The sequence below is a fragment of the Hymenobacter cheonanensis genome, from assembly GCF_030581075.1.
Lineage (GTDB): Bacteria > Bacteroidota > Bacteroidia > Cytophagales > Hymenobacteraceae > Hymenobacter.
Genome location: NZ_JAUQSW010000011.1, coordinates 56016 through 79594 on the forward strand (window position 1 = coordinate 56016; position 23579 = coordinate 79594).

At 64.1% G+C, this 23579-nt stretch carries 17 protein-coding genes; 6 read left to right on the plus strand and 11 right to left on the minus strand.

Annotation, left to right across the window (positions count from 1 at the left end):
• Window positions 1-325 precede the first annotated feature (325 nt).
• Window positions 326-2314 (minus strand): ATP-binding protein, encoded by a 1989-nt coding sequence (locus Q5H89_RS18610; protein WP_305020858.1) that lies wholly within the window; start codon window positions 2312-2314, stop codon window positions 326-328.
• A 477-nt stretch (window positions 2315-2791) separates the two neighbouring features.
• Here Q5H89_RS18610 and Q5H89_RS18615 point away from each other — a divergent pair, with 477 nt between their 5' ends.
• Complete coding sequence (locus Q5H89_RS18615) at window positions 2792-5554, plus strand: S8/S53 family peptidase (RefSeq protein WP_305020859.1); 2763 nt, start codon at window positions 2792-2794, stop codon at window positions 5552-5554.
• 229 nt (window positions 5555-5783) lie between these two features.
• Here the strand turns inward: Q5H89_RS18615 and Q5H89_RS18620 are convergent, their stop codons facing one another.
• A complete protein-coding gene (locus Q5H89_RS18620) occupies window positions 5784-11309 on the minus strand; it encodes an alpha-2-macroglobulin family protein (RefSeq protein ID WP_305020860.1) in 5526 nt (1841 codons plus the stop codon).
• 90 nt (window positions 11310-11399) lie between these two features.
• Between Q5H89_RS18620 and Q5H89_RS18625 the strand changes: the two genes are divergently transcribed.
• The 4 genes from Q5H89_RS18625 (at window position 11400) to Q5H89_RS18640 (ending at window position 16143) form a co-directional block, all read left to right on the plus strand.
• Entirely contained in the window at window positions 11400-11954 is a 555-nt protein-coding gene (locus Q5H89_RS18625; RefSeq protein ID WP_305020861.1) for a hypothetical protein, read from the plus strand.
• Between the two features lie 34 nt (window positions 11955-11988).
• The gene (locus tag Q5H89_RS18630; protein WP_305020862.1) at window positions 11989-12897 is read left to right on the plus strand and encodes a LysR family transcriptional regulator; all 909 of its coding nucleotides are present in this window, start codon (window positions 11989-11991) and stop codon (window positions 12895-12897) included.
• 65 nt (window positions 12898-12962) lie between these two features.
• Window positions 12963-14168, plus strand: a complete 1206-nt coding sequence (locus tag Q5H89_RS18635) for a threonine synthase (protein WP_305020863.1) — start codon at window positions 12963-12965, stop codon at window positions 14166-14168.
• A 103-nt stretch (window positions 14169-14271) separates the two neighbouring features.
• Window positions 14272-16143 carry a polysaccharide deacetylase family protein gene (locus tag Q5H89_RS18640; protein ID WP_305020864.1) on the plus strand — a complete coding sequence of 624 codons (1872 nt, stop codon included), beginning with the start codon at window positions 14272-14274 and terminating at the stop codon, window positions 16141-16143.
• A gap of 5 nt (window positions 16144-16148) precedes the next feature.
• Here Q5H89_RS18640 and Q5H89_RS18645 read toward each other — a convergent pair whose 3' ends face one another.
• The 5 genes from Q5H89_RS18645 to Q5H89_RS18665 form a co-directional block, all read right to left on the minus strand.
• A complete protein-coding gene (locus Q5H89_RS18645) occupies window positions 16149-16424 on the minus strand; it encodes a DUF167 domain-containing protein (protein ID WP_305020865.1) in 276 nt (91 codons plus the stop codon).
• Window positions 16425-16463: 39 nt separating this feature from the next.
• The gene (locus tag Q5H89_RS18650) at window positions 16464-17216 is read right to left on the minus strand and encodes an endonuclease III domain-containing protein (protein ID WP_305020866.1); all 753 of its coding nucleotides are present in this window, start codon (window positions 17214-17216) and stop codon (window positions 16464-16466) included.
• Between the two features lie 100 nt (window positions 17217-17316).
• On the minus strand, window positions 17317-18315 hold the full coding sequence (locus tag Q5H89_RS18655) for a hypothetical protein (RefSeq protein ID WP_305020867.1): 999 nt from the start codon (window positions 18313-18315) through the stop codon (window positions 17317-17319).
• Window positions 18316-18447: 132 nt separating this feature from the next.
• Window positions 18448-18900, minus strand: coding sequence for a response regulator (locus tag Q5H89_RS18660; protein WP_305020868.1), 453 nt, complete (start codon window positions 18898-18900; stop codon window positions 18448-18450).
• 33 nt (window positions 18901-18933) lie between these two features.
• Window positions 18934-20451 carry a sensor histidine kinase gene (locus Q5H89_RS18665; RefSeq protein ID WP_305020869.1) on the minus strand — a complete coding sequence of 506 codons (1518 nt, stop codon included), beginning with the start codon at window positions 20449-20451 and terminating at the stop codon, window positions 18934-18936.
• Window positions 20452-20632: 181 nt separating this feature from the next.
• Between Q5H89_RS18665 and Q5H89_RS18670 the strand changes: the two genes are divergently transcribed.
• A complete protein-coding gene (locus Q5H89_RS18670; RefSeq protein WP_305020870.1) occupies window positions 20633-21463 on the plus strand; it encodes a TrmH family RNA methyltransferase in 831 nt (276 codons plus the stop codon).
• Between the two features lie 12 nt (window positions 21464-21475).
• On the opposite strand, the gene Q5H89_RS18675 is transcribed toward Q5H89_RS18670, so the two are convergent.
• The 4 genes from Q5H89_RS18675 to Q5H89_RS18690 form a co-directional block, all read right to left on the minus strand.
• Entirely contained in the window at window positions 21476-21643 is a 168-nt protein-coding gene (locus Q5H89_RS18675) for a hypothetical protein (protein ID WP_305020871.1), read from the minus strand.
• Complete coding sequence (locus Q5H89_RS18680; RefSeq protein WP_305020872.1) at window positions 21644-21964, minus strand: hypothetical protein; 321 nt, start codon at window positions 21962-21964, stop codon at window positions 21644-21646.
• An 88-nt stretch (window positions 21965-22052) separates the two neighbouring features.
• Window positions 22053-22568 (minus strand): DUF6630 family protein, encoded by a 516-nt coding sequence (locus tag Q5H89_RS18685; protein ID WP_305020873.1) that lies wholly within the window; start codon window positions 22566-22568, stop codon window positions 22053-22055.
• Between the two features lie 82 nt (window positions 22569-22650).
• A complete protein-coding gene (locus tag Q5H89_RS18690; RefSeq protein ID WP_305020874.1) occupies window positions 22651-23562 on the minus strand; it encodes a T9SS type A sorting domain-containing protein in 912 nt (303 codons plus the stop codon).
• Window positions 23563-23579: the final 17 nt, after the last annotated feature.

Consider the following 23579-nt stretch of genomic DNA (forward strand, 5'->3'; position numbering starts at 1 on the left):
ACAGCAGTGCAGGGGGTGGGAAAGGAACGCTGAGAGCGCCTCTAGTTTAGCTTATGCCAACAGCCCCGGAAGGCTACGGCAACAAGCCAAAGCTGTACAGGACTAGCTGCCAGCAGTTAGCGAATGGAAGATACGCTTAAGTTGCTTAATTGGGAACAGCCGGCCGCAATAAAAATAGCCTAATGGCTGAGCTTCTTGTATTCCTTAAATTGTACAAATAAATGCCGGGCAAATGCCGCCCGGCGCCGGCCAGCCATTGCGACGTAACATTGCGGTAAAGTGACATAAATACTTAAAATAATGCCTGGCAAGCCGTGGGCGCATTTTACAGCGCCGCCGGCGGCTGCAGGTTCTGCTCGAAAGCCTCGACCAATTGCGTAGTCAGCAGACGCAGAGCGCGTAGTAAGTTTAGAAGACTGTCGCTGGTCGGATTTTTTTTCAAAATTTCTTCGATTTTTTTCGCGTAGAGCAGCGCTTCCTCAATTTGCAGGTTGCCGTAGGTCGATTTCAGGCTGTGGCTCACCTGCCGGGCGGCCTCCCAGTCGTGGCTGGCCACGGCCGCTTCGAGCTGCCCTAGCTGGGCTGGCACCGTGTCGATAAACAGCTGCTGCATCTTGCGGATGAAGGTGGCATCGTGGGCCAGCTTGCCCAGGCCCGCAAAGCCGTAGCTAGGGGCGGCGGGCTGGGCCACGGCCGCCGGCGCCGTGCGCGTGGCCCGCCCGCTGGCGTAGGCCAGGGCCAGGTACAGGCTGTTTTCGTGGTAGGGCTTCACGAGCCAGTCGGTGAAGCCGGCCGGGCCGTAGGTGGCTACCTCGGTATGCAAAGCATTGGCCGTGAGGGCAATAATGGGCTGGTGCTGGTTGGGGCCGGGGGTGCCGCGCAGCCGCGCGGTGGCCGCCAGGCCATCGAGGCGCGGCATCTGAATATCCATCAGAATAACATCGTAGGGCGTGGCCAGGGCTAGCGCCAGGGCCTGCTCGCCGTCGGCGGCTACCTCGGCGCTGGCTTGCCAGGCTTGCAGCAGCGAGGTGGCCAGCAGGGTGTTCACGGCATTGTCCTCCACCAGCAGCACCCGCAGGCCGCGCAGCAGGCCCGGCGCCACGGGCGCCGGCTCGGCCTCGGCCAGCGCCTGCTCGCTCACGGGGTAGGGCAGGCTGAAGAAAAACCGGCTGCCGCGCCCCGGCTGGCTATCGAGCCAGATGCGGCCGCCCTGCAGCTCTACCAGCCGCTGGCTGATGGCCAGCCCCAGCCCCGTGCCGCCATACAGGCGCGTGGTAGAGCTGGCCGCCTGCCCAAAGCTGCGGAATATCTCGGCAAACTTATCGGGTGCGATGCCGATGCCCGTGTCGGCCACGCAAAACTGCAGGTGCACCTGCCCGCCCGCGTAGTGCGTCGCATCGGCCGATACCGTGACCTCGCCGGCCGGGGTAAACTTGATGGCGTTGGTGAGCAGGTTGAGCAGCACCTGGCCCAGGCGGCCGGCATCGCCCAGCACCGCCGGCAGGGGCGCGGCCGGCAGGCGCACGTGCAGCTGCAAGCCCTTGGCCTGGGCCTGGAAGGCCAGGGTTTTGGCGGCGCGCTGCACGGCGGCCTCCACCGCAAAGGGGGTGGCCTCCAGGTCGAGGGTGCCCGACTCGATTTTGGCAAAATCAAGCACGTCGTTGATGACCACCAGCAGGCCCTCGGCGCTCGTCAGAATGCTGTCGAGGTGGCCGGGGTAGTCGGCCGGGCTGGCCGTGCCTTGCAGCAGCCGGGCCAGCCCGATAATGCCGTTGAGCGGCGTGCGGATTTCGTGGCTCATGTTGGCCAGAAACGCCTCCTTGGCGCGGGCCGACTCTTCGGCCGCCACGCGGGCCTGGTTCAGGGCCGTAATGTCGGTGGCGTTGGTGAGCAGGCAGCGCGTGCCATCGGGCCGCATAAAAGCCTTGCTAACAACCTGGTAGCTGATGGTTTGGCCGTCGGGCAGCGCATACGCTTCCTCGCTGCTGGTGGCTTCGCCGGCCAGCGGGGCCGGGCCGGGGCTAGCGGGCGGGCCCGGGCGGGTGGCGCGCAGCTCCAGCAGCCGGGTGTAGGCGTCGTTGGCCAGGATGAGGTGGCCGTGCGCATCCTGCACGGCTACCGGGTTGGGGGTGGCGGCCAGCAGCTGGCGCAGCAGGTCGGCCTGGTTTTTTTCGGCCTGGGGGCGCCACCGCAGTTGGTTTTGGCGCGCTTGCCGCAGCTGCCGCTCTAGGTGCGCCACCTGGCGCCGCAGGCGCAGCAGCTCATCGGGGTGGGCCACGGGCAAGGAGTTAAGGTCTGCATCGGGCGTTTCCATAGCGATAGGGCAGTTAGGTAGCCGGCCGCTGAAGCAGCCTGCCAGGCTGGGCAGCCAGCCCGCTCAGTAAGTTATAAGGCCGGCTGCCTGCACCAGCACGGCTGCCGGCCCGCCAGCCGCTGGCAGCAGGTTGGAAAACCCGGGTGAGTACCAAAAGTCAGTAGTGCCTTGGTCGTGGCCTGAACAGTTGCAAGCCAATAGCGGATAGCTAGTTGGCTGCTGAATAGCAGAGGAAATAAGCGGCTAAAAATACCCGCGAAAATTTTTTCAAAAATAAAAAACGCGATTTCTGGGCAGATTATGAAGAAAAATTAAGAAAAAATGAATTTTTTCTTAATTTAAAAATCCGGGCGCGAATACCTGTCCGTAAGTTATTGACACCCTTCATGAAGCAGCGGTACGGCACCCGCAGTAAGGGTCTGCGCGCCGCACCGGCTGCTTCGCCTCCTAAACAACCTCCTATTTCCACAATTTTACATGAAGCGCACATTCTTTACTGCCATCCTGCTGGTTGGCCTCGGGGCAATCACGTCTTACGGCCAAGCCACAGTAGACCCTGAGCTGCGGGCCGCTTTCCGCACTAGCCCCACGGCGCAGGTAGTGGTCACTTTTACCGGCGACGGGGCCCCGCAGCTGCCCCAATTGAGTTTGCTACAACAGCTCGGCATCACCAAAGGCATCACGTTTCGGGCGCTGCCAGTGGCGGGTGTTATCGCCACCTCGGCGCAGGTAGAGGCCCTAGCCAAGAGCCCGGGCGTGCGGTCGCTCTACATTAACAAGCAGCTCGATTACTACAACTACCACGATACCAACCTGACCGGCGTGCGCCGCCTGCGCACCGACAAGGACGTGACGGCCCGCAACGGGGGCACGCCCGTATCGGGCCGGGGCGTGGGCGTGCTCATCAACGACAGCGGGGTTGATGGCACCCACGACGACATCAAGTATGGCACGCACCTGGTGCAGAACACGCTGGGCTCGACCAACTTGAACAACCTGAGTGACATGCTGCCGGTGACTTACATCGAGGGCGTGCCTAACACTGACAACAACTCGGGCCACGGCACGCACTGCACCGGCATTGTGGGGGGCAACGGCGCGCGCTCGGGCGGCAAGTACGAGGGCGTGGCGCCCGGCGCCTCGCTGCTGGGCTACGGCTCGGGCGGCGCGCTGCTGGTGCTCGATGCCATCGGGGGCTTCGACTACGCGCTCACGCACCAGTTTCAGTACAACATCCGGGTAATCAGCAACTCGTTTGGCACCTCGGGCGCCTTCAACCCCGATGCGCCCATTAACGTGGTGACCAAAAAGGTGTACGATAAGGGCATGGTGGTGGTATTTGCGGCCGGCAACTCGGGCCCTGGCGCCGACACCCACAATCCCTACGCCATTGCGCCCTGGACGATTTCGGTGGGCGCCGGCGACCGCAACGGCCTGCTAGCCAGCTTCTCGTCGCGCGGGGTGCGCAACCAGGGCGGCACGTTCACGGTCGATGGCGAAACTTGGACTTACAAGAACGAGCCCGTTATCGTGGGGCCGGGCGTGGATGTGGTTTCGACCCGCGTAATCGGGCCGGTGGCCTCGCTAGGCATTCAAACCGACGCCGCCACCCTCACGCCCGCCGAGCTGCCCTTCTACACCACCATGAGCGGCACCTCCATGGCCACGCCGCACGTGGCGGGCGTGGTGGCCCTGCTGCTGGAAGCCAAGCCCTCGCTCTCGCCGGCCCAGGTGAAGGACATTCTGCAGAAAACCGCCACCAACATGCCCGGCCGCGAGTCGTGGGAAGTGGGCGCGGGCTACGTGAACGCCTACGCCGCCGTAGACCAGGCCATGCGGGCCCCGGGCTTCGGCTCGACGGTGAACTCGGCCAAGCGCTTCAACAGCAGCGTAAACGCTATCTCGACCGACCTGCCCTTCAGCGTGAACTACAACCCGGCCGTGACGGCGGGCAACCAGTTTACGTTTCAGGTGGCTAGCGGCACCAATAGCATTGAGGCCAAAATCTCGTCGCCCGGCGTGCTCGGCGAAACCGGCAACCTCACCAACCTGGTGCTGCTAGACCCCAACGGCGTGAAGTACAGCTCGGGCACGCCCGTAACCTTTACGCTGAGCACCGACCGCAGCGTGGCCGTGGCCTCGCCCATCGCGGGCACCTGGACGCTGAAGGTAGACGGCGTGCGCGGCGTGGCCCTGCCCGAAGCGGTGAACGGGAAAATCACGCTCCTGACCCCGGCCGGCACCACCAACCTGAATGACATTGCCGGCCACCCGGCCGAGGCGGCCATCAAGCTGGCCATTACCAACCGCCTCGTGGATGGCCTGCCCGGCGGCTACAAGCCCGACGATAACCTGACCCGCATTCAGCTGGCCAACTACCTGCTCATGGGCCAGGAAATCCGCCAGTATTTGCCCACCAACGGTGCCGTTTCGTTTACTGATGTTTCGGGCACCGATGTGCTGCTGGCCGAGGCCGTAACGGCCAAGGGTGCCGCCCTGCGCGACCGCTTCTTCACGAATGATGGCGTGATGCGGGCCACCGCCGCCGGCACCTTTGCGCCCACCGGCCTGGTGAGCCGCGCCGACCTGGCCTACGCTGTGGTGCAGGGGCTAGGCTTCCAGACCCAGGCCCAGGGCCGCAATGGCCAGGCCGTAACCGTGACGGTCAATGGCCAGAAAGTAGCCATTGATGACGCCGCCAGCATCCCGGCCGGCCTCGAAGGCTACGTAAGCGTGGCCCTGGAGCTGAACCTGATTAATGCATATTACTCGGTTACGCAGGGCCCATTCGATTTGCAGCCCACGCTGCACGCCACCTTCAAGCCCACGCAACCCGTGACCCGTGGCGACTTCGCGGTGGTGGTTACCCGCACCTTCGCGCCCTACAATGCCCTGACCCAGCCGGCGGCCGCTAGTGCCACGGCCAGCCAGTCGGCCACGGCCTCGGCCGCCAAGTCGGGTGCCCTCGCCGATGCCAGCCAGCCTAGCCAGGAAACGGCCGCCTATCCCAACCCCTTCAGCGGCAGCACTACCCTGAGCTACTACCTGGCCCAGGATGGCCCGGTGAGCGTGGAGGTTTACAACAACCTCGGCAGCAAAGTACGCACCCTCGTGGTGGGCAACGAAGCCGCTGGCAGCCACCAGGTTCGCTTCGATGCCGGCGACCTGGCCCGCGGCAGCTACCTCTTCCGGGTAAAAACCGGCGAGGTGGTGAGCACCAAGCGTTTGGTTGTGCAATAACAGCCTGACGGTAACGCCAAAAAGGCGTTCTGCTCGAAAGAGCAGGCCGCCTTTTTTTGTGTGGATGCTGCCCTGGCGTGTCGCCTCACCCCCCGGCCCCCTCTCCGAAAAGGAGAGGGGGAGCCTGACAACTTTTCAACGACTGTTTGCGTGTGCTTGCGGTCGGCTCCCCCCTCTCCTTTTCGGAGAGGGGGCCGGGGGGTGAGGTGACACGCTAGAACGAGCTATTCTATCGCACCCGCACCACGCCAGCCCCGTTATACGAGTGATACTCCGCATTATACATGGCATCGGCGCTCACCGGGCCGAGCTTGAACGTGCCCTTGCTCACGGCCCTGGCCAGGTAGTAAAAGGTCTTGGGCCGGGGCGTGGCGGTGGTGAAGAGGTTGAGGCGGTCGTCGCGCACATCGAGGTAGTCGGGCTGGTCGGCCTTGGCCACGAAGCCGATTTCGCGGGTGGCGCCCAGGCGCGGATTTTCGATTTCGAGGCCGGCGGGCAGCAGGTCGGTGATGGCCACGTTCTTGACCTCGCCGGCCGCGTCGGCGGCCTGGATAGTGAGCTTTACCACCACCAAGTCATTCTGGCGGAAGCTGGCCGCGCGCACCGGCTGCCCGGTGCGCGTGAGGAACTGGCGGCGCACTTTCAGGTAGCTGTCTTCCTCGCGCACCCGGCCGCCGGCCGAGATGCCCTCGGCCTCCCAGAAGTAGTAGAGCGCGCCCGCGCCGCTAGCCTTCAGTAGCAGTTGATAGTTGGCCACGTTGTTCACCGTGAGGTCTTTGCCATCGAACTGGCCCAGCGTTTTGCCGCCCGCCGAGATGGTAGCGGTAGCCGTACTAGCTTGGCTTTTGCGGGCGATTTTGCCCAAGGCCAGCAGGGCAAAGGCGCGTTCCTGGGTGTTGAGGTAGGGTGCTAGGCGCACCTGCCGGCTCAGCTGCCGGGCAATGCTGTTGACCTGCGGGTTGGTAGGGTCGGCTTCGAGCAAGGCGTTGAGAGCCAGCGCCTCGTCGCGGATGGGCGAGGCGAAAGAGTCGCCCAGCTCGCGGCGCGACTTCTCGGGCGTGAACTGGGTGGGCAGCACCTCGCGGAAGGCCCGCTGCTGGCCGCCCAGCGCGTAGGTGCAGGCCAGCAGGAAGCGCGCATCGGGCGTGAGCAGCGGGCGGTTAGCCTTGTAGTAGTTGAGGGCCACGGCATCCTGGCGGCCGGAAAGGGCCAGCACGTAGAGCGAGTAGGTGATTTCGCGCTTGGCGATGGTGCGCTGGCGGGCTAGCCCGTCGGCCGTGAAATACTGGTAGGGCTCGGTTTCGCGCTTCTTGAGACGGAACTGCAAGTAGCGCAGCACCTTATCGAGGGTGCTCTGGTTCACGGCGAAGCCGGCCTGCCTGGCTTCGAGCAGGAAATGGGCGGCGTAGGCGGTGGCCCACCAGTTGTCGTAGTCGCCGCCCGGCCAGTAGCTGAGGCTGCCGTTGTAGAGCTGCATCGCCTCTATTTTGCGGATGGCTTCCTGTACGTTGTAGTTGGGGTTGTAGCGCTGGGCTTTGGCGCTAGCCCCCGTTTTCTGGCGCAGCGTGGCCGCGAGGTCGCCGAAATACAGCTGCGGAAACGCAGTCGACACGGTTTGCTCGAGGCAGCCGTAGGGGTATTCGAGCAGGTAGCTCAGGTCTTTTGCAACCTGCGTGAGCGGCGAGCGGCTCAGCATCAGCCGCGAGCGCTGGCCGGTGGGCAGGAAGTCGGTGCGCAGGTTAAGCGTGGCGGGTGCGCCGGCCGTGACCTCGCCGCTGCCGGTGCGCTTTTCCAGCGGCGCGGCCGGGCGGATGGGCATCTCTGTTGTTTCTCGGGTTAATGGTGCTTCAGGGTTTTTGGTAGTATATATACCAATGGAAATCATGTCATTTCCTACTGATTCCGCATTGATACGAAACATTACCATACGCTCAGCATTAGCGGGAATACTCACGTCGCGGCTTTGGCTTCTGAACGTCGGCATATCCATCGTTAGAAGCTCCTTATGAGTCAGCACTACTCTCAGCGACCCCATATCGTCGTTATTATTCCATAGCATTAAGTTGACACTTCCGCTTATTGTCTGCTTGGTCGTATTCGTCAGCGTCACCGGCACGTCAATTGTATCGCCGGGGCTCATAAACCGCGGCAGCGCCGTGCTAATCACCACCGGGTCGGCCACCTTCATCGTTTGCTCGGCGTTGCCGAAGGCGTCGTCTTTGTAGGCCACGGCCATCACGCGCAGCGCCCCGCTGAACTGCGGCACGCGCACCTTATAGCGCACCAGGCCGTTGGCATCGGCGGTGAGCAGGCCGCTCCACTTGGCCACGAGCTTCACGCGGCGGCTGGGCACGGGCGAGGTGCGGCGGGCCAGGTCGGCCGCGTCGCCGCCGCTGCTGCTGGTGCCCAGCTCGGGCAGCAGGAAGGGGTAGATGTCGAAGGCGCTCACTTCGAGCGCCCGCTTCTGGTAGAAGTAGCCATAGGGGTCGGGCGTGCGGTAGTCCTTGCGCTGCAAAATGCCCTCATCAACCACCGCCAGGGTCACCTGGGCTTTGGGCGCGGTGCGCACCTCAATGGTCTGGAAGGTTTGCGAGCGACTGAGGCTAGCCGCTTTCAAACTCACAGCCAGGTGGGTGCCGGGTTTCTCCACGGTGAGCGGCACGAAGCCCCTAGCCACGGTGAGCGGCAGCGAGTTGTCGGTGATGGGCCGGATGGCGGTGGCCGTGATGTAGACATTCGGCGCGTAGCCGGCCCGGATGGGCACGCTGACCCGAGCCGATTTCTGGTCGGTATCGACGTAGAAATGGTCGAGCACACGGTTGCGCTCCACCGTCACGAGCACCCGGCCGGGGAAGGGCGTTTTGAGCAGCAGCTGGGCGGTTTCGCCGGGCTCGTACTTGGGCTTATCGGCCTCGATAGTTATTTCGCCCTCATTGTTGACTTCGAAGGAGTTGCCGGCCGTGTCGCCGCTGCCGTAGGCGTAGAAGTGGCTAGCCACGTAGCTCGCCGCGCCCGGCCGGAATAGCCGGATTTCGTACTCGCCCGAGTAAGTGGGCGTGAAGGTCAGCGCGCTGTTGGCGTCCACCGTCAGGCTCTCATTTTGCAGCACCTGCTCGCGCTTCTGCGAGTTGTATGTGAGGCGCCCGCCCTGGCGCTCCAGCACGGTTTCCCAGAGCAAACGCACAATTTGCACCTGCGCCGGGGCGCTCGTGGGCCGCCCGCTAGGGGTCAGCGCGACGAGCTTAATGGGCAAAGCCTGGCGCGTGCTCACCAGGTCGCTCACTTCTTGGATGCCGAACATCACGGCCTGCGTCTGCACCTCGAAGGTGGCTAGCCGGTTCACGGGCCGGCCGGTTTCGTCGAAGATGGTAGCGAAGGCCACGCCTTCCAGCGTGCCAAGGTCGCGCACGTCGGGCAGGGCGTAGGCGGCGGTGCCGCGCCCGCTAGGGTCGGTTTCGCCCTCGCGCACTTCCTTCTGAAAGCGCTCGGCAATACCCGACACCGTGGACGCATTGCGGCCGGTGCCGGTGCGCAGCTGGAAGGAATAATCCGGGTATTTCGGGGCCGAAAACGTTTTTTCCTTCAGCGAAAACTCGACCTCAAACTTGCGCCCGGCGGCCGGCGGACCGAAGAGGTTTTGGGCCAGAATGTTGGCCGTTACGGTCTGGGCCGGGCGCACCACGGCGGGCGCGGCCGTTACGCTCACCTTCAGGCGGTCGGGGATGAACTCTTCCACGCTCACCTGCTTGGACGTGAGTAGGATGTCGTTGCCGGTCAGCACTTCCAGCGAGTAGAGCCCGGTCATCACGGTAGCGGGTAGAATGAAACGCGACTCCACGGCGCCGGTGGCGCTCAGCTTCTCGCCGAGGCTGGCGTATTCCTTGCCGGTGGGCAGCAGCAGGCGCACCTTCACGGGCAGGCCGGCGGGGGGCGTGCGCCAGTCGTCGGTGCGCACCACCACGTTGGTGTGGATGGTGTCGCCGGGCCGGTATAGGTCACGGTCGCCGTAGAGAAACGCCTGGTAGTGCGCCGCGTTGCTGGTCAGCCCGCCCACCTCAAAGCGCGAGGTTTCGACCCGGCTTTTGGGCAGGCTCAGGAAGGTAAAATCGCTGCCCTGCGTGGCCGTCACCATGCCTAGCCGCAGGCGCGAGCCCACTACACTGTCGTACCGGGCCACGCCCTGGGCGTTGGTAGTGGCGGTGCCCATGAGCTGATTATTGGTGCTGATGAAGCGCACCGTGGCCCCGGCCACCGGCCGCGCCGAGCGCAGCGAGTTGAGGAATACCACGGCCTCGCCGCTGGCATTCTGCTTGGCAATCACGCCGAGGTCGGTGAGAGCCACCAGCTTTTCCTCGCGCAGCCAGAGGTGCTCGGTATCCTGCACGCGCACCACGTACAGGCCCTTGAGCGGGCCGCTGAATTCGAGGTCTTTGAGACTGAGATTGAGCAGGTGCAGGCCGTTTTGCTGGGCTAGCCCGGCCGTGGAGTAGGTACGGGTAAAGAGCACGTCGCCCCGGTTTTCGAGGTCATAATATTGGTAGCCGTGGCCTTCTTCGTAGCCGCCACCTTCTTCGCCGTCCTCGTCGTCGCTGTCGTAGCCGTACTGCTTGTCGGCACGCAGGATTTCCTGGATGTTGCTGGCGTAGACCTTGGCGATGGTCACCTGCACTTTCTCTACCTCATTCAGGCGCAGCCCGATGTTGCGGGCGCCCGCCGCACCCAGGTACATGGCCTTGTCGGCGCTGGCAAAGCTGATGCCCGGCTCGCTGCTGCCAAAGCTTACGGTCTGGTTGAAGGCCTCAGCCAGCTGCCCGCCCAGCGCGCCGCGCAGGCCCGGTGTGAGGCTGATTTGGTAGTCCTTGCCCACCTCAAAGCCGCCGCGCAGCAGCAGGCCGCTTTCCAGCGCCTCCAGCTCGTAGGGCACGGCCGGCTCCACTTTCAGCAGCGGCTGAATATCGGCCACCGATACCGGCTGGTTGGTGAGCAGCGTCACCACGGCCTGGCCGTTGAGCACCTGGCCGGTCAGCTCGCGCACTTGCAGGGTTTGCTGGTCGGGCACTTCAGCCTCGGCCACTAGGGGGCTAGCGGTGGGCTGGCTGCCGGCCACGGCGGCTAGGCCCGGTTCTATCTCGACGTGCAGCGGCTGGCCCGTTTCTACCTGCTGGTTAAGGGTAAGGGCGAGCGTGCGGTCGGGCTCGGCACTGGTGAGGGTGAATGCCACCGGCCGGCCGCCCTGGCTCAGGTGCAGGCGCGGGCGCAGGTCGGCCGGCCGCACGGGGTAGTTGAACAGCACATTGGCACGCAGCTCGGCCGTGCCCGCCGCCCGGCTGCTGCGCCCGTAAAACACCTGCGCGCCCTTCAATTCCAGAAACGGCGTGTGAAACTTGCTGCGGGCCAGGGTCAGCTTTTGCTTGCCCGCGGGCAGCGTGGCCGGGCGCAGGCTAGCCGCAAACGTGGTGCTGGGCCGAAACGGCGCCAGCGGCGAAAACACCAGTTCGCGCCCGTCATTGGCCCACTTAAACTTGCCCCGGATGGCGGGCTCGAACTGTACATAGCGCGTGGTATCCCAGCGCCCGGCCTGGGTGGGGGCCACCACCGGCTCATCGAAGCTGAAGACCAGGTTTTGCTGCGGGTCTATTTCCTCGCCTGCCGCCTGGGTAGCGGCGCTGGCCTGCTCCTGGCCAGTCTTTTTAGAGCAGGAAAACGTGGTGAAAAGCGACAAAAACAGCAGCGGCAGCAGGCGGCGGTGGCGCATAAGAAGGCCGGAAATTAGCGGCGCAGAAAGGTAGGGAGAAAGCTCAAAACGCCGCTAACTTAGCAGTCAACTTATTAAATTAACCCAATAATGCCGGCTAAATTCATTGGCTCTGAATTGCTTGATGACAAGCCTCACGATTATGGCCAGGTGTATATGTTGGAAAGCTATCCGGCTTACTCCCGCTTGAAAATAGGAGCGTCTGCTAATGCGACGGAATTGCTACTGCATCTTAGTGATTGCATGTCGCCGCCTTTTTTCTGCTTATACGTATTGGTTATAGCTCCTTCGGATTCACAAGCAGGTAGATATCAATCGCCATTGATAACAAATAGAGCAGACTTGGTTGATTTTCTACTGGAGTACAAGCCCTTATTGGAGTCCGATGGCCGGCATCACCTATGGATAAGTGCCCCGGAAGCAAATGCCACCCTCGTCTACGACAAGCATAATGTCATTTATGCCTATGGTTTGCTGCAGGAATTCGCGGCCCATTTACAAAAGCTAGGGTATACAGAAGCAGAATTTGATTATCCTTACCCGCACGCGCATAATTATCTGCCTGAGAATTACAGCAAAGTAGAAGAGCTTCTGCATTACTGGGAGTGGCAGCATTTTCCGCTGCAAGAGGTAGATGAGGAGTAAATCAAGCGGTACCCATGCTATTAAGCGTACCTCCATGCTTTCCCACGCCCACGAAATTTTCCTCGAAGTAGCCCAGCGCCTGAGCTTTACCAAGGCCGGGCAGGCGCTGTTCGTCAGCCAGTCGGCGGTGAGCAAGCAGGTGAAAGCGCTCGAAGAACACTACAAAACCGGCCTCTTCGAGCGGCTGGGCGGCAGCGTGCAGCTCACGCCGGCCGGCCACAAGCTGTATCAAAAGCTATTGCAGGCCAAGCAGCTGCAACAGGAGCTGCACCAGGAAATGGCCGAGCTGAGCCCGGCCTTTGCGCCGGCCGTGCACCTGCTTATCGGGGCTAGCACCACCATCTCGCTGTATGTGCTGCCGCCGGTGGTGGCGGCCTGGCTGCACCAGCATCCGCAGCACCAGCTCAGCCTCAAAAACCGCAACAGCGACAATATTCTGCGGGCGCTGCTCGACCACGAGATTGAGTTGGGCATCGTGGAGGGCATCCACAAAGTCAGCAACGTGACTTACACGCCGCTGCTCAGCGATGAGGTAGTGGCGGTGTGCGCCGCCGCCAACCCGCTGGCGGGCCGCGCGCTGCTCAGCGGCGACCTGCTCGGCATTCCGCTAGCCCTGCGCGAGGTAGGCTCGGGCACGCTGGCCGTGCTGGAAGAAGCCCTGGAGCGGCACCACATCCGGCTGGCGGCCCTGCCCGTGCGGGTGCGCCTGGGCGGCACCGAGGCCCTCAAAAACTTCGTGCGGGTCGAGCCCACCTGCCTGGCCTTTTTGCCCCGCCAGGCCGTGCTGAAGGAGCTGGCCAGCGGCGAGCTGGTAGAAGTGAAAATCAAGGATTTATTTCTGGAGCGAAAATTCAATTTCATCCAGCGCAAGGGTACCGAAAACAACGGGCCATACCGCGATTTTCTACGGTTCACGCAACGCTACTATGCCGCTAAGGAATAGGCTATGCCAAAACTCCATTTCGCTAGGGCATAGCAACCCGTATAGGGTAGTCAGAACTTTGCCCTATGAACCAAGTAGCCACGTTGCCCATCTCGCGGATGCATGCCCTGCACTGCGCCCATTGCGGTACCGCTTACACGCCCTTCGAGCTGCAGGGCGTGTCGGCCTGCTGCCAGCAGCCGCTGGTGGCCGACTACGACCTGCACGAGCCGCTGAGCCGCAGTGCTGGTATCAACCTGGCCGACAGCTCGATGTGGCGCTACGGCGCCCTGCTGCCCCTGCTCGACGAAGCTAATAAAGTAACGCTGGGCGAGGGCCTCACGCCCCTGCTGGCCCTGCCCCGCCTGGCCGCCCGCTACAGCCTCAGCTCGCTCGTGCTTAAAGACGAAGGCCAGAACCCCACCGGCTCATTTAAGGCGCGCGGCCTCAGCATGGCCGTGTCGAAGGCCAAGGAGCTGGGCGTCACGGGCTGCATTATTCCTACCGCCGGCAATGCGGGCGTGGCCATGGCCGCCTACTGCGCCCGCGGCGGCCTGGCCGCCACCGTAGTGATGCCCCGGCACACGCCCGAGGCTTTTAAGGAAGAGTGCTACTGGTACGGCGCCCAGGTCGAGCTGGTCGATGGCCTCATCAACGACTGCGCGGCTAGGGTGCGGCAGCTCAACGCGGGCGGCGAACTGCTTGATATATCAACGCTTAAGGAGCCCTACCGCCTCGAAGGCAAGAAAACGATGGGCTACGAGATAGCCGAGCAGCTGAACTGGGAGCTGCCCGATGTGCTGCTGTACCCCGCCGGCGGCGGCACCGGCCTCATCGGTATCTGGAAAGCGTTTCAGGAAATGAAAGCCCTAGGCTGGCTGGCCCCGGGTACCAAACTGCCCCGCATGGTGGCCGTGCAGGCCGAAAACTGCTGCCCGCTGCTCGAAACCTACCTTGGCCGCCAGGCCAACTGCCACCACTACAACGGCCGCCCCACCCTGGCCAACGGCCTGGCCGTGCCCCGCCCGCTGGGCGAGCCGCTGATGCTGCAAGTGCTGCGCGAGTCGCAGGGCACGGTGGTGGCCATCAGCGAGGAAGGGATGCTGGAAGGCATGCGCGAGCTGGGCCAGCACGAGGGCTTGTTTGTAGCCCCCGAGGGCGCCGCCGTGTGGATGGCCGCCCGCCAGCTGCTGGCCGATGGCTGGCTGCGTGCCGACGAGCGCATCCTGCTCCTTAACACCGGCAGCGGCCAGAAATACATGAGCAACGTGGCTGGCCGCGCCTGGGCCTAGCGGGTAATTATTAGTGGTTAATGATTAATTAGTGGTCTGGCCCTTTAGACAGAATTAATAACTAACAATTAACCACTAATAATTATCACGGACCTTTGCGCCCATGCGCATCCTGCACGTCTTGTCTGCCAATTTCTTTGCCGGCTCGGTGGCCTATGCCGTGGCCCTGGCCGAAGCTCACCACCGCGAAGGCCACCAGGTGTGGCTAGCCTCCGACATGGCGGCGCTGCCCACGGTGGCCGCGCAGGTGCAGCTGCCCATCAGCCAGCGCAAGTACGGGCAGCGGCTGCGCAACATTCGGGCCCTGCGCCAGCTGGTGCGCCAGCACCACATCGACGTGGTGCACGCCCACTCGCGGGCGGCCAGCTGGGTTAGCTACTTTGCCCTGCGTGGGCTAGGGGTGCCGCTGGTGAGCACCGTGCACGGCCGCCAGCACCTGCACACGTCCACATCGCTCTTCGACATCTACGGCCAGAAGGTCATCGCCATTTGCGAAAACCTCGCCGAGCACCTGCGCGAAGAAGTGAAAATGGCCCCGGCCAAAATTGTGGTGGTGCCGAACGGAATTAATTGGGATTCAAAAAACAGAAATGAGGAAGGAGCTGAGGTTAATTCCTCTTTCTTCATTCCTGATTCCCAATCGCTACGCCTGGCTTTCATCGGCCGCTTCAACGGCCCTAAGGGCGAGCGGGCGGCGGCTTTGCTGCAGCACGTGTTTCCGGCGCTGCTGCAAGAGTTTAGCGAGTTGCGCGTAACGCTCATCGGCGGCGAGCTGGAGCAGCTGCCCGAGGCCGGCAAAACTGCCCTGGCGCACTTGCAAAGCCAGTATGGCGAGCGTATGGAGGTAATCGGCTTTACCGACGACGTGGTGGGCTGGCTGCGCCGCACCGACCTCATCATTGGGGCCGGCCGCGTGGCCATGGAGGCGCTAGGGGAGGGCCGCGCCGTGCTAGCCTTGGGCGAGGCGCTCTACGCCGGGCCCGTGACTCTAGCGAGCTACCCCGAGGCGGCGGCCTCCAACTTTGGTGACATCGCGGCCCAGCTACAGCCGGCGGCGGCCTTCGACCCGGCCCCGGTGCTGGCCGATGCGCGCGCCTTTCTGGCCCGGCCGCACCGCGTGGCGCCGGCCCTGGCGCAGCGCGTGCGCCACGACTACGACCTGGCCCGCGTGGCCGCCCGCGTACTGGGCGTGTACGAGTCGGCGCGCATGGCGCTGGCGGCGCCTGCCTTCATCCCGGTGCTCATGTACCATAAGATTCCGGACGCGCCCATCGCCACCAAGCACCAGATTTTTGTCACCAAGGAGAACTTTGCCAGGCACCTGGCTTATTTCAAAGACCACAAAATCACGCCCATTACCTTTCAGGACTACCAGGCTTTTGCCAGTGGGCGCCGCTCGCTGAGTGAGTTTCCGCGCCGGCCCATCGTCCTCACCTTCGACGATGGCTACACCGATAACTACACCAACCTGCTGCCCCTCATGCAGCAGTACGGCTACCGGGGCGTGCTGTATCTGCTGGGCGATTTTGATGTGCGCCACAACCAGTGGGACCTGGCGGTGGACCCCACCGAGCCCCGCGCCGATATCATGAGCGAAACCCAGAAGCAGGCCTTCGTGGCGGCGGGCTGGGAAATCGGGGCGCACACCCTCTCGCACCCGCACCTGGCTAGCCTGCCCCCTGCCGAGGCCGCCCACGAAATAGCCGCCAGCAAAGCCGAGCTGGAGCGCCGCCTGGGCATCAGCATCCTGTCCTTCGCCTACCCTTATGGCGACCTGAGCCCCGAAACCAAGCGCCTGGTGGCCGAGGCCGGCTTCACCTACGCCGTGGCCACCGACAGCGGTGGCCTGCACCTGGAAGACGACCGGATGCAGATTTTCCGCATCAATATGTTTCCGCACGAGTCGGCCAGCAGCCTGTTCAAAAAAACCGCCTCGTGGTACCGCCGCTACTACCGCTGGAAGCGCAAAAAGTAGCCGCGCTAGCCCGCTGCGGCGCGGCAGCGGGCCAGCACGGCCGCGCCGGCCTCGTCGGCCAGGCCGCTTATTTCCACCTTTTTGAAGGGCGCGGTGTGGCCACTCAGCAGCTGCACGTTGCGCTTGGGCACGCCGAATAGCTCGGCCAAAAAGGCAAGCAGCTCAGCGTTGGCTAGGCCATCCTGGGGCGGGGCAGCCAGGCGCACCAGCCAGCGGCCGCCGGGGCCGGGCAGCAGCTCGTTGCGGCGGGCATTGGGCTTAGCCTGAAGGTGCAGAATCAACGAAGTACTAGAGTTGTGGTGATGGAAAACGTGCTGGCCTTACTGCTGCTTACCCAGCGTAGCCTGCCCCACCGGGCACACATCGAGCATGATGCAGCGCTGGCAGGCCGGATTATGGTAGTAGCAGCATTTCTGGCCGTGGTACATGAGGGCCTCGTGGTGGTCGTACACCTGCTGGGCCGTCCAGTCGGGGGGCAGCAGGGCGGCCAGCAGCGCGTGGGCCGGGCCCTCGCCCACCTTGGGCCCGATGAGGCCTAGCCGCTGCGCCACCCGGTGGTGGTGGCTATCGACGGGCATGGCCGGCAGGCGCAACTTGCTGAATAGCAAGGTAGCCGCACTGGTCTTGGGCCCCACACCGCTGATGCTTTCGAGCCAGGCGCGGGCCTCCGGGATGGGCCGGTCGGCCAGGAAATCGAGCGAGCAGGGCGGCAGGTTTTCGTCGCCGCAACGGCGGCTTATCTCGCGCAGTACTTCCTGGATGCGAGGCGCCTTCTGCTCGGGCCAGGTGCAGGCGCTGAGCGCCCGCTGCACATCCAGGGTGGGCGCGTCGCGCACGTCTTCCCAGGTCGGAAAAGTGGCGCGCAGCTGCTGGTAGGCGCGGTGCGAGTCGGCGTTTTTGGTGCGGTGCGAGAGCAGCGCGCTGATAAGCTCGCTCAGCGGGTCCTTATCGCTGAAAAACAAAAACGGCGCCCCGTACTCGGCGCACAGCCGCTGGTGGGCCAGCAGCGCCAGCGCCTGGCGGGCCGCAAAATCGGGGGCATCGGCGGGCGCCGCCGCGCGGGAAGAAGGCATGCAGAGGTGGGAAAAGGAGGAATTTTAAAAACGTATGTCAGGCTCAGCCTGACATACGTTTTAGATGGACGCTAGGTCCTTTTTACTTCCTCACCCCCACCTAGCGCAGCCCGCCGCTGTTGTAGAGCGCAATGGCCTGGCGCTGGGCCGAGGCCTGCTTGCTCTGGAATATCAGCGGCACAATGAGCACCGGAATGGCCACGTAGGTAATGGGCGAAATGCCCGTGCTGTTGGCCTGAAACGACTGCAGCAAACCGTAGAGCAGCAGGCCGCCGCCCGCCACGTAGGCAATGGTAGTGGAGGTCTGGTAGCGGCGGGCCTGGGCTAGCAGCGCCTGCGCCCCGGCATTGTCGGCGGTAGCCAGGGCCAGGTTGCGGGCGTTCAGGTTCTGAATCGGGCCGTTGTCTTTCGAGAAGTACTCGGTTTTGGTGGTGCGGTAGCCGCCGTAGGGGTAGCCCCCGAAGCCCCCGTAGCCAAAGCCGCCGTAGCCGTAGCCCGGCATGCCGTAGCCGCCCGGCGCATAGCTGGTATTGTAGGTGGCGTAGAGGCTGATGCGGCCCGTTTTTTCGCGGCGCAGCGTAGCCTCGCGTGAGGAGCGCGGCAGCGTGGTGCGCACGTAGTGGCCGGTTTCGTTTTCGTAGAAGCCCACCTCGCTCAGCTCCACGCGGCGCTGGCCATCGAGCAGCAAAAAGTTGCGCCCAAACAGCGGCTGCTTCACTTCCACGTCGGTCACATTGTACACCGTGCCGTTCTTGAGGCCCACCTGGTAGCGCGTGGGCTGCGTAGAGCCGCCCATAATGTAGGGCCGGTTGAAGGGCGTGGGCGGCGCCTGGCCAGGGGCGGCTGGCGGCGCCGGGGCCGGGCTAGCGGCCGGGCTGGTTGCCACGGGCGCCCGCCGGGTCGAGTCGGCCGCCACGACGGGGGCGGGGCTGGGGGCGGGCACGGCGTCGAGCTGCCGGGGCGCGGGCGCCGGCTGGCGCGGCGCGGGGGCGGGCGCCACGGGGGCGCCCCCCAGCTGGCGGGGCGCATCTTGCGCCGAGGCGGGCACCCAGGCGGCGCTCAGCCCCAGGCCTAGCATCGCAACGAACGGAAGTTTCATGCAGGCAAATAAAAGCAATGCCGGCCAACTGCGGCCAGTGGCCTGCTAACGCTGCCGCCGCCGCCAAAAGTGCCCCGCCCGGCGGCTAGCCCGCAGTTTGCTGCCAACCTCCGGTAAAGTATTGCTTGATAATTACTTAAGTAATTTTTCCAACAGGCTCAGGCTGTCGGCCAGGTCGTCGCCGCTGGCAAAGTCGAGCGGCTTCAAAATGTAGCCGCTCACGCCCAGGCTAGCCGCCGCCTCGCGGTCGGGGTCGAGGGCCGAAGTAGTGGTGATGAACACCGGCAGGTGCGCCAGCTCGGGCGTGGCCCGCAGCACCGTCAAAAACTCCAGCCCGTTCATGCGGGGCATGTTCAGGTCGAGCAAAATGACCTCGGGCAGCGGCCGGATGGCGGGCACGCCCTGGCGCCCCAGCAGCATATCCAGCGCCTCTTCGCCATTAAAAGCCGTGTGCAGCACGTGCGGCACGCTAAAGCGAGCAAAGGATTTTTGGGCCGTCATGGTGTCGAAAACATCGTCTTCGACCAGCAGAACCGAGCGGGCCGGCGCGGTGCCAGCGGCAGAAGTAAGGGAATCGGGAGTCATAAAAATAGGGGAGGAGAAGCGACAAAAAGCGGGCTAGCCCGCCGCCACGCCCTTGGGCCAGGTGAAGATGAAGGCCGCGCCCTGCCCCTGCCCCGGGGCCGACTCGACGCGGATGCTGCCCTGCTGGTCGTCGATGAGCTTTTTGACGATGCTCAGGCCGATGCCCGTGCTTTCGGCGGTGTGGCGGTCGCGCAGGGTTTGGAACAGCAAAAATATTTTCTGGTGATGCTCGGGCGCAATGCCGGGCCCATTGTCCTGCACCTGAAACTCGTAGTGCGAGTCCAGGTCCTGGGCGCTCACCTCGATGCGGCCCTGGCCGGCGGGGCCCGCGTAGTACTTCACGGCGTTGCTGAGCAGGTTGGTAAACACCTGCTGCAAACCCAGGCGGTCGGCCACAAAGGTAGGCAGGCCCGGCGCCAGGGTGAGGGTAAAAGTGGGCGGCACCACCAGCTCGGCCACCTCGCGCACCAGCTGGGCAGTGTCTACGGGCCCGAGCTGGCGCTCGGTGCGGCTAGCCCGGGCGTAGGCCAGCAGGCCGTTGATGAGGTCATCGAGGCGGGCCAGGCGGCCCTTCATCTGGCCCAGGTAGGTGCGCAGCTGGGGCGAAAGCTCGGCGGCCAGCTCTTCCTCTATCCACTGCACAATGGTGCTGAGGCCGCGCAGCGGCGCCTTCAGGTCGTGCGAAGCCACGTAGGCAAACTGGTCAAGCTCCTTGTTGCGGTTTTCCAGCGCGCCAAAGGCCGTGTCAAGCGCCTGGGTCATTTGGTTGAGCAGCGTGGCCAGCGAGGCCAGCCGGTCGTGCTGCTCGCCGGGGTCGGTTATTTTCACCTTGTAATCGCCCTGCACTACCTGCCGCGTGAGGTGCTCCATGGCCCGGATGCGCTGGGCAGTGTCGAGGTTGGTGCGGGTGAGCTGCTGGCGCAGCTCGTCGTTGGCGCGCAGCTCGCCCACTATTTTCCGAAACAGCCACAGCACGATAATCACGGCCAGCACCGCCGATACGATGATGGCCGACGGCGCCAGCTTCTGAAACAGCGACTGCTGGCGGTTGCGCTTTTGCAGCAGCGCCTCCTCATACGAGCGCAGACGGGTCATCACGCCCTTGAGGACGCGCAGTGGCCCCTGCTCGCTCAGCTGCAGCGACTGGGCCGCCGGCGGCGTGGGCGCAAACTGGCGGAACGTGGCCAGCTCGCGCAGCTGCTGGGCCACGAGCCGGCGCAAGGAGTCGGCCCTAGCGTGCTGGGCCGCGTCATCGGCCACCAGCGTGTGCAGGGCACGGGCCTCGGCCTGCATCAGGGCTGCGTTGCGGCGGTAGTTGGTGAGGTAGGTGGTGTCGGCCAGCAGCAGGTAGCTGCGCACGCCGCTCTGCGCATCGCGGATGCTGATGCGCAAATCGCCGGTTTGGCGCAGCACTTGGTACGAGTGCTCGACCAGCCGCGTGTAGCGGCTGAGCTGCTGAATAGCCACGTAGGAGGTGATGGACGTGGCCATGAGTACCGACAGCGCAATGGCGAAGCCGAGCAGAATCTTGGTATTGAGCGGAAGAGCCAAACGAAAAAGTAAAGAAGTAAGAGGGTGAGCAGGTGAAAACTGCTGCTTCGCCCGAGGAGGTAAAAGTACGCTTCGCAAAAATGGCCCTGGCGCTGGGGTACGCCTGCCTTCGCCTGCTGGCTTTGGCCACTGTTTACTTTCTCGTCGCAGTGCCTCCTCCCCCCGCCCGTACCTTCGTGGCATGTTTGCCGCCCGCCCTTCCCAGCCCGACCGCATCACCAGCCTGCACAACCCGCGCATCAAAGACGTGCTGCGTTTGCAGGAAAAATCGGCCGAGCGCCGCCGCCAGGGCCTCACCCTGGTAGAAGGCTACCGCGAGCTTACTAATGCCCGCCAGGCCGGCTGGGCCGTGGCCACGCTCTTTGTGTGCGAGGAGCTGGCCGGCGAAGCCATCGCCCGCGAGCTGGCCGAGCCGGCCAGGCTCGTGCCGCGCCCCTACGAATACCTGCCCGTGAGCGCCGCCGTGTTTGCCAAGCTGGCCGTGCGCGAGCGCTCCGATGGCGTGCTGGCCGTGTTGCACACCCCGCGCCGCACCCTGGCCGACCTGGCTTTGCCCGAAAACCCGCTTCTCATCGTGCTCGAAGCCGTGGAAAAGCCCGGCAACCTAGGTGCCATTCTGCGCACCGCCGATGCCGCGCCCGCCCACGCCGTGCTGGTGGGCGATGCGCGCACCGACCTCTACAACCCCAACGTTATCCGGGCTAGCCTCGGCGGCATCTTCACGGTGCCCACCGTAGCCGCGCCGATGCCCGAGGTGCTGGCTTTCCTGAAAGAAAAAGGCATCCGCACCTTTGCCGCTGCCCTCGCCGACGACGCCAAAAGCTACACCGCCACCAGCTTCACCGGCCCCACGGCCCTGGTGCTCGGCACCGAGGCCGACGGCCTCACGCCCGCCACCCGCCAGGCCTGCGACGAAACCGTCATCATCCCCATGCGCGGCGTGCTCGACTCGCTCAACGTGAGCGTGGCCGCCGCCGTGCTCACCTTCGAGGCCGTGCGCCAGCGGGGCTAGGGCCGGCCGGCATCAATAGGCCAGGGCGGCCGCCAGCAAGGCGGGCGTTACCTGCGCGGGCAGCCGGTGCGTGGCCCGGTACGTGCGAATGGCCTGGTAGAGGTGCCGCCGGTTCCACTTCGTGGCCTTGATAAACCCGTAAACCGAGCCCGCCAGCAGGCTGTACACCACCGGGGCCACCTAGGGGTCGTAAGAGTATTTCTGGTAGTTGACGCCCGCGCCATACGGCCCGGTTTCGTAGTGCCGGCCCACCGCTACCACCGGCGCCGCCGGAATGCCCGCGATGTACATAATGCGCCGCCCCGCACTCCACTTGCGGTAATAGAGCCGGATAACGGCCTGCGCCGTATCGTTGAAGCCGTAGGTGTTCCCAAACTCTTCTTCCGATAGCCGAAACTCGCCCGGCTGGGGGGTGTCGTTCATGGTCGAGAGCAGGCCCTGCGCCCGCACCTGCGACCCTAGTAAAAACAGCGCCGCAAAAGAAAATAAATAATGCTTCATAAATAGCCCGGGTAATGCGGGTGCGAAGCTAGCACCGCAGCCCCGTTGCCGGGCTACCCTGCGCAGCTTTTTGCCAGTGGAAGCGGGGCTAGTACACCTTCAGGCCGAAGCCCAGCTGCTGCGCCAGGCTGCGCAGAGTTTCTACCTGCGCCTCGGCCACCACGCTCAGCGCGTGCGAGTCACTGTCCAGGGGCAGCAGCACCAGCGTCAGCCCTAGCGGCTCCAGCAGGTCCTGCACCTGGTCGAGGGCTTCGGGGCCGGTGGTAGTGGCGCGGCTCCCGGTGGGCGCGGCCAGCCGCTCGGGGCGGCCCTGCTGCGCCAGGGTTTCGTTGAGGCCATAGATGAGGTCGCCCGCCGGGTCTTGCCAGTCGGCTTCCCACAGCAGCTCTTCGCTCAGCAGCCCGTCGATGAGGGCCACGTCGCGCAGCTCCTGGGCCGGCAGCGCCGCCTCAATGCCGCGCTCGGCCAGCTCCTCGGCGTAGGCAGTCTGATAGGCGGCCGGGTCTTGCAGGGCCAGCGTTAGCCGCTCGGTTAGCCGCTGGCTAGCCTCCGCATTGGCAAGGGTAAAAAGCTGAATAAACTGGGCTAGGCTGGCGGGTTGCATGGCGAAAAACGAAGGGCTAGTGCTGCAAAGGTCGGCAGGCCGGCGCGGTAGTAGCCACCCAGGTCCTCAAAAAGGCCAGCCGCTAGTGCTTCACCACCCGCTGCACCAGGCTGCCTGCTGCCGTGGTAATGCGCAGCACGTACACGCCCGCCGCCAGCGTCGACAAATCAAGCTGCTGCTGCTTGCCGGCAAAATCAGCGGCCAGGCATACTCGCCCGCACACGTCCCGCAGCACTAGCTGGCCCGTAGTGGCGGCCGGGGCCGTCACGGTCAGGCGCTCGGCCGTAGGAATGGGGGTTAGCTGCCACCCGGCCGCGCTGGCCGGCCAGGTGGCCAGCACAGTAGTGGTAAAAGCATAATCCTTAACCAGAATCGTTACTTCACTGTAGTCGTTAGTGCTGAGATTAATCGCCGGCAGCACCTGCAGCCGCACCCACCCATACCGCCACGGGCCGAGGGCCGTAGTGCGCAGGCGCACAGCCGTGTAGCCATCTTTGCCATCCAGCCACAAGCCCGAGCCCTGCGGGCCACCCGGCGAACCCGTTTTGTAAGTTAGCCGCCCAGCACTGTAATCGTACTTGATAGAGGCCTTATCAACCCACACCGGCTCGATGGACAAAGCCGGGAATGCATTTACCAATCGCTGCTGAATTGTATCCCGGCTAAGGTAGTTTTTGACGTAGTCGACGTACGTATACTGGGCCAGGGCCACGTCGTCATGCAGTGCCCGTACCGAAGACATTACGTTGGGATAGAGACTGGTTGACAGCGACACCCTGAACTGCAAATCGAAGCGGCCATCCCCGTCCAAGTCCAGCGAATCCTTTTGACTATGGTCGCCCGCCAGCGTCGCGCTCAGCCGTTTGTCCGGCACCACATCCACATAGGTTGCGCCCGCTGTCTGGCCGGCCAGAATACACTGGGCGTGCGCCAGGCTCATACCCAGCAAGCCAATCGTTATCAGGCAGCAGCGAAGCCGTACCAGGTGTTTCATGGGGCGGGACAAGTGTG

Excerpts from the sequence above, each read along its gene's own strand:
- Q5H89_RS18610 (WP_305020858.1), bottom strand. The coding sequence starts at position 2,314 with ATGGAAACGCCCGATGCAGACCTTAACTCCTTGCCCGTGGCCCACCCC.
- Q5H89_RS18615 (WP_305020859.1), top strand. The coding sequence starts at position 2,792 with ATGAAGCGCACATTCTTTACTGCCATCCTGCTGGTTGGCCTCGGGGCA.
- Q5H89_RS18620 (WP_305020860.1), bottom strand. The coding sequence starts at position 11,309 with ATGCGCCACCGCCGCCTGCTGCCGCTGCTGTTTTTGTCGCTTTTCACC.
- Q5H89_RS18625 (WP_305020861.1), top strand. The coding sequence starts at position 11,400 with ATGCCGGCTAAATTCATTGGCTCTGAATTGCTTGATGACAAGCCTCAC.
- Q5H89_RS18630 (WP_305020862.1), top strand. The coding sequence starts at position 11,989 with ATGCTTTCCCACGCCCACGAAATTTTCCTCGAAGTAGCCCAGCGCCTG.
- Q5H89_RS18635 (WP_305020863.1), top strand. The coding sequence starts at position 12,963 with ATGAACCAAGTAGCCACGTTGCCCATCTCGCGGATGCATGCCCTGCAC.
- Q5H89_RS18640 (WP_305020864.1), top strand. The coding sequence starts at position 14,272 with ATGCGCATCCTGCACGTCTTGTCTGCCAATTTCTTTGCCGGCTCGGTG.
- Q5H89_RS18650 (WP_305020866.1), bottom strand. The coding sequence starts at position 17,216 with ATGCCTTCTTCCCGCGCGGCGGCGCCCGCCGATGCCCCCGATTTTGCG.
- Q5H89_RS18655 (WP_305020867.1), bottom strand. The coding sequence starts at position 18,315 with ATGAAACTTCCGTTCGTTGCGATGCTAGGCCTGGGGCTGAGCGCCGCC.
- Q5H89_RS18660 (WP_305020868.1), bottom strand. The coding sequence starts at position 18,900 with ATGACTCCCGATTCCCTTACTTCTGCCGCTGGCACCGCGCCGGCCCGC.
- Q5H89_RS18670 (WP_305020870.1), top strand. The coding sequence starts at position 20,633 with ATGTTTGCCGCCCGCCCTTCCCAGCCCGACCGCATCACCAGCCTGCAC.
- Q5H89_RS18680 (WP_305020872.1), bottom strand. The coding sequence starts at position 21,964 with ATGAAGCATTATTTATTTTCTTTTGCGGCGCTGTTTTTACTAGGGTCG.
- Q5H89_RS18685 (WP_305020873.1), bottom strand. The coding sequence starts at position 22,568 with ATGCAACCCGCCAGCCTAGCCCAGTTTATTCAGCTTTTTACCCTTGCC.
- Q5H89_RS18690 (WP_305020874.1), bottom strand. The coding sequence starts at position 23,562 with ATGAAACACCTGGTACGGCTTCGCTGCTGCCTGATAACGATTGGCTTG.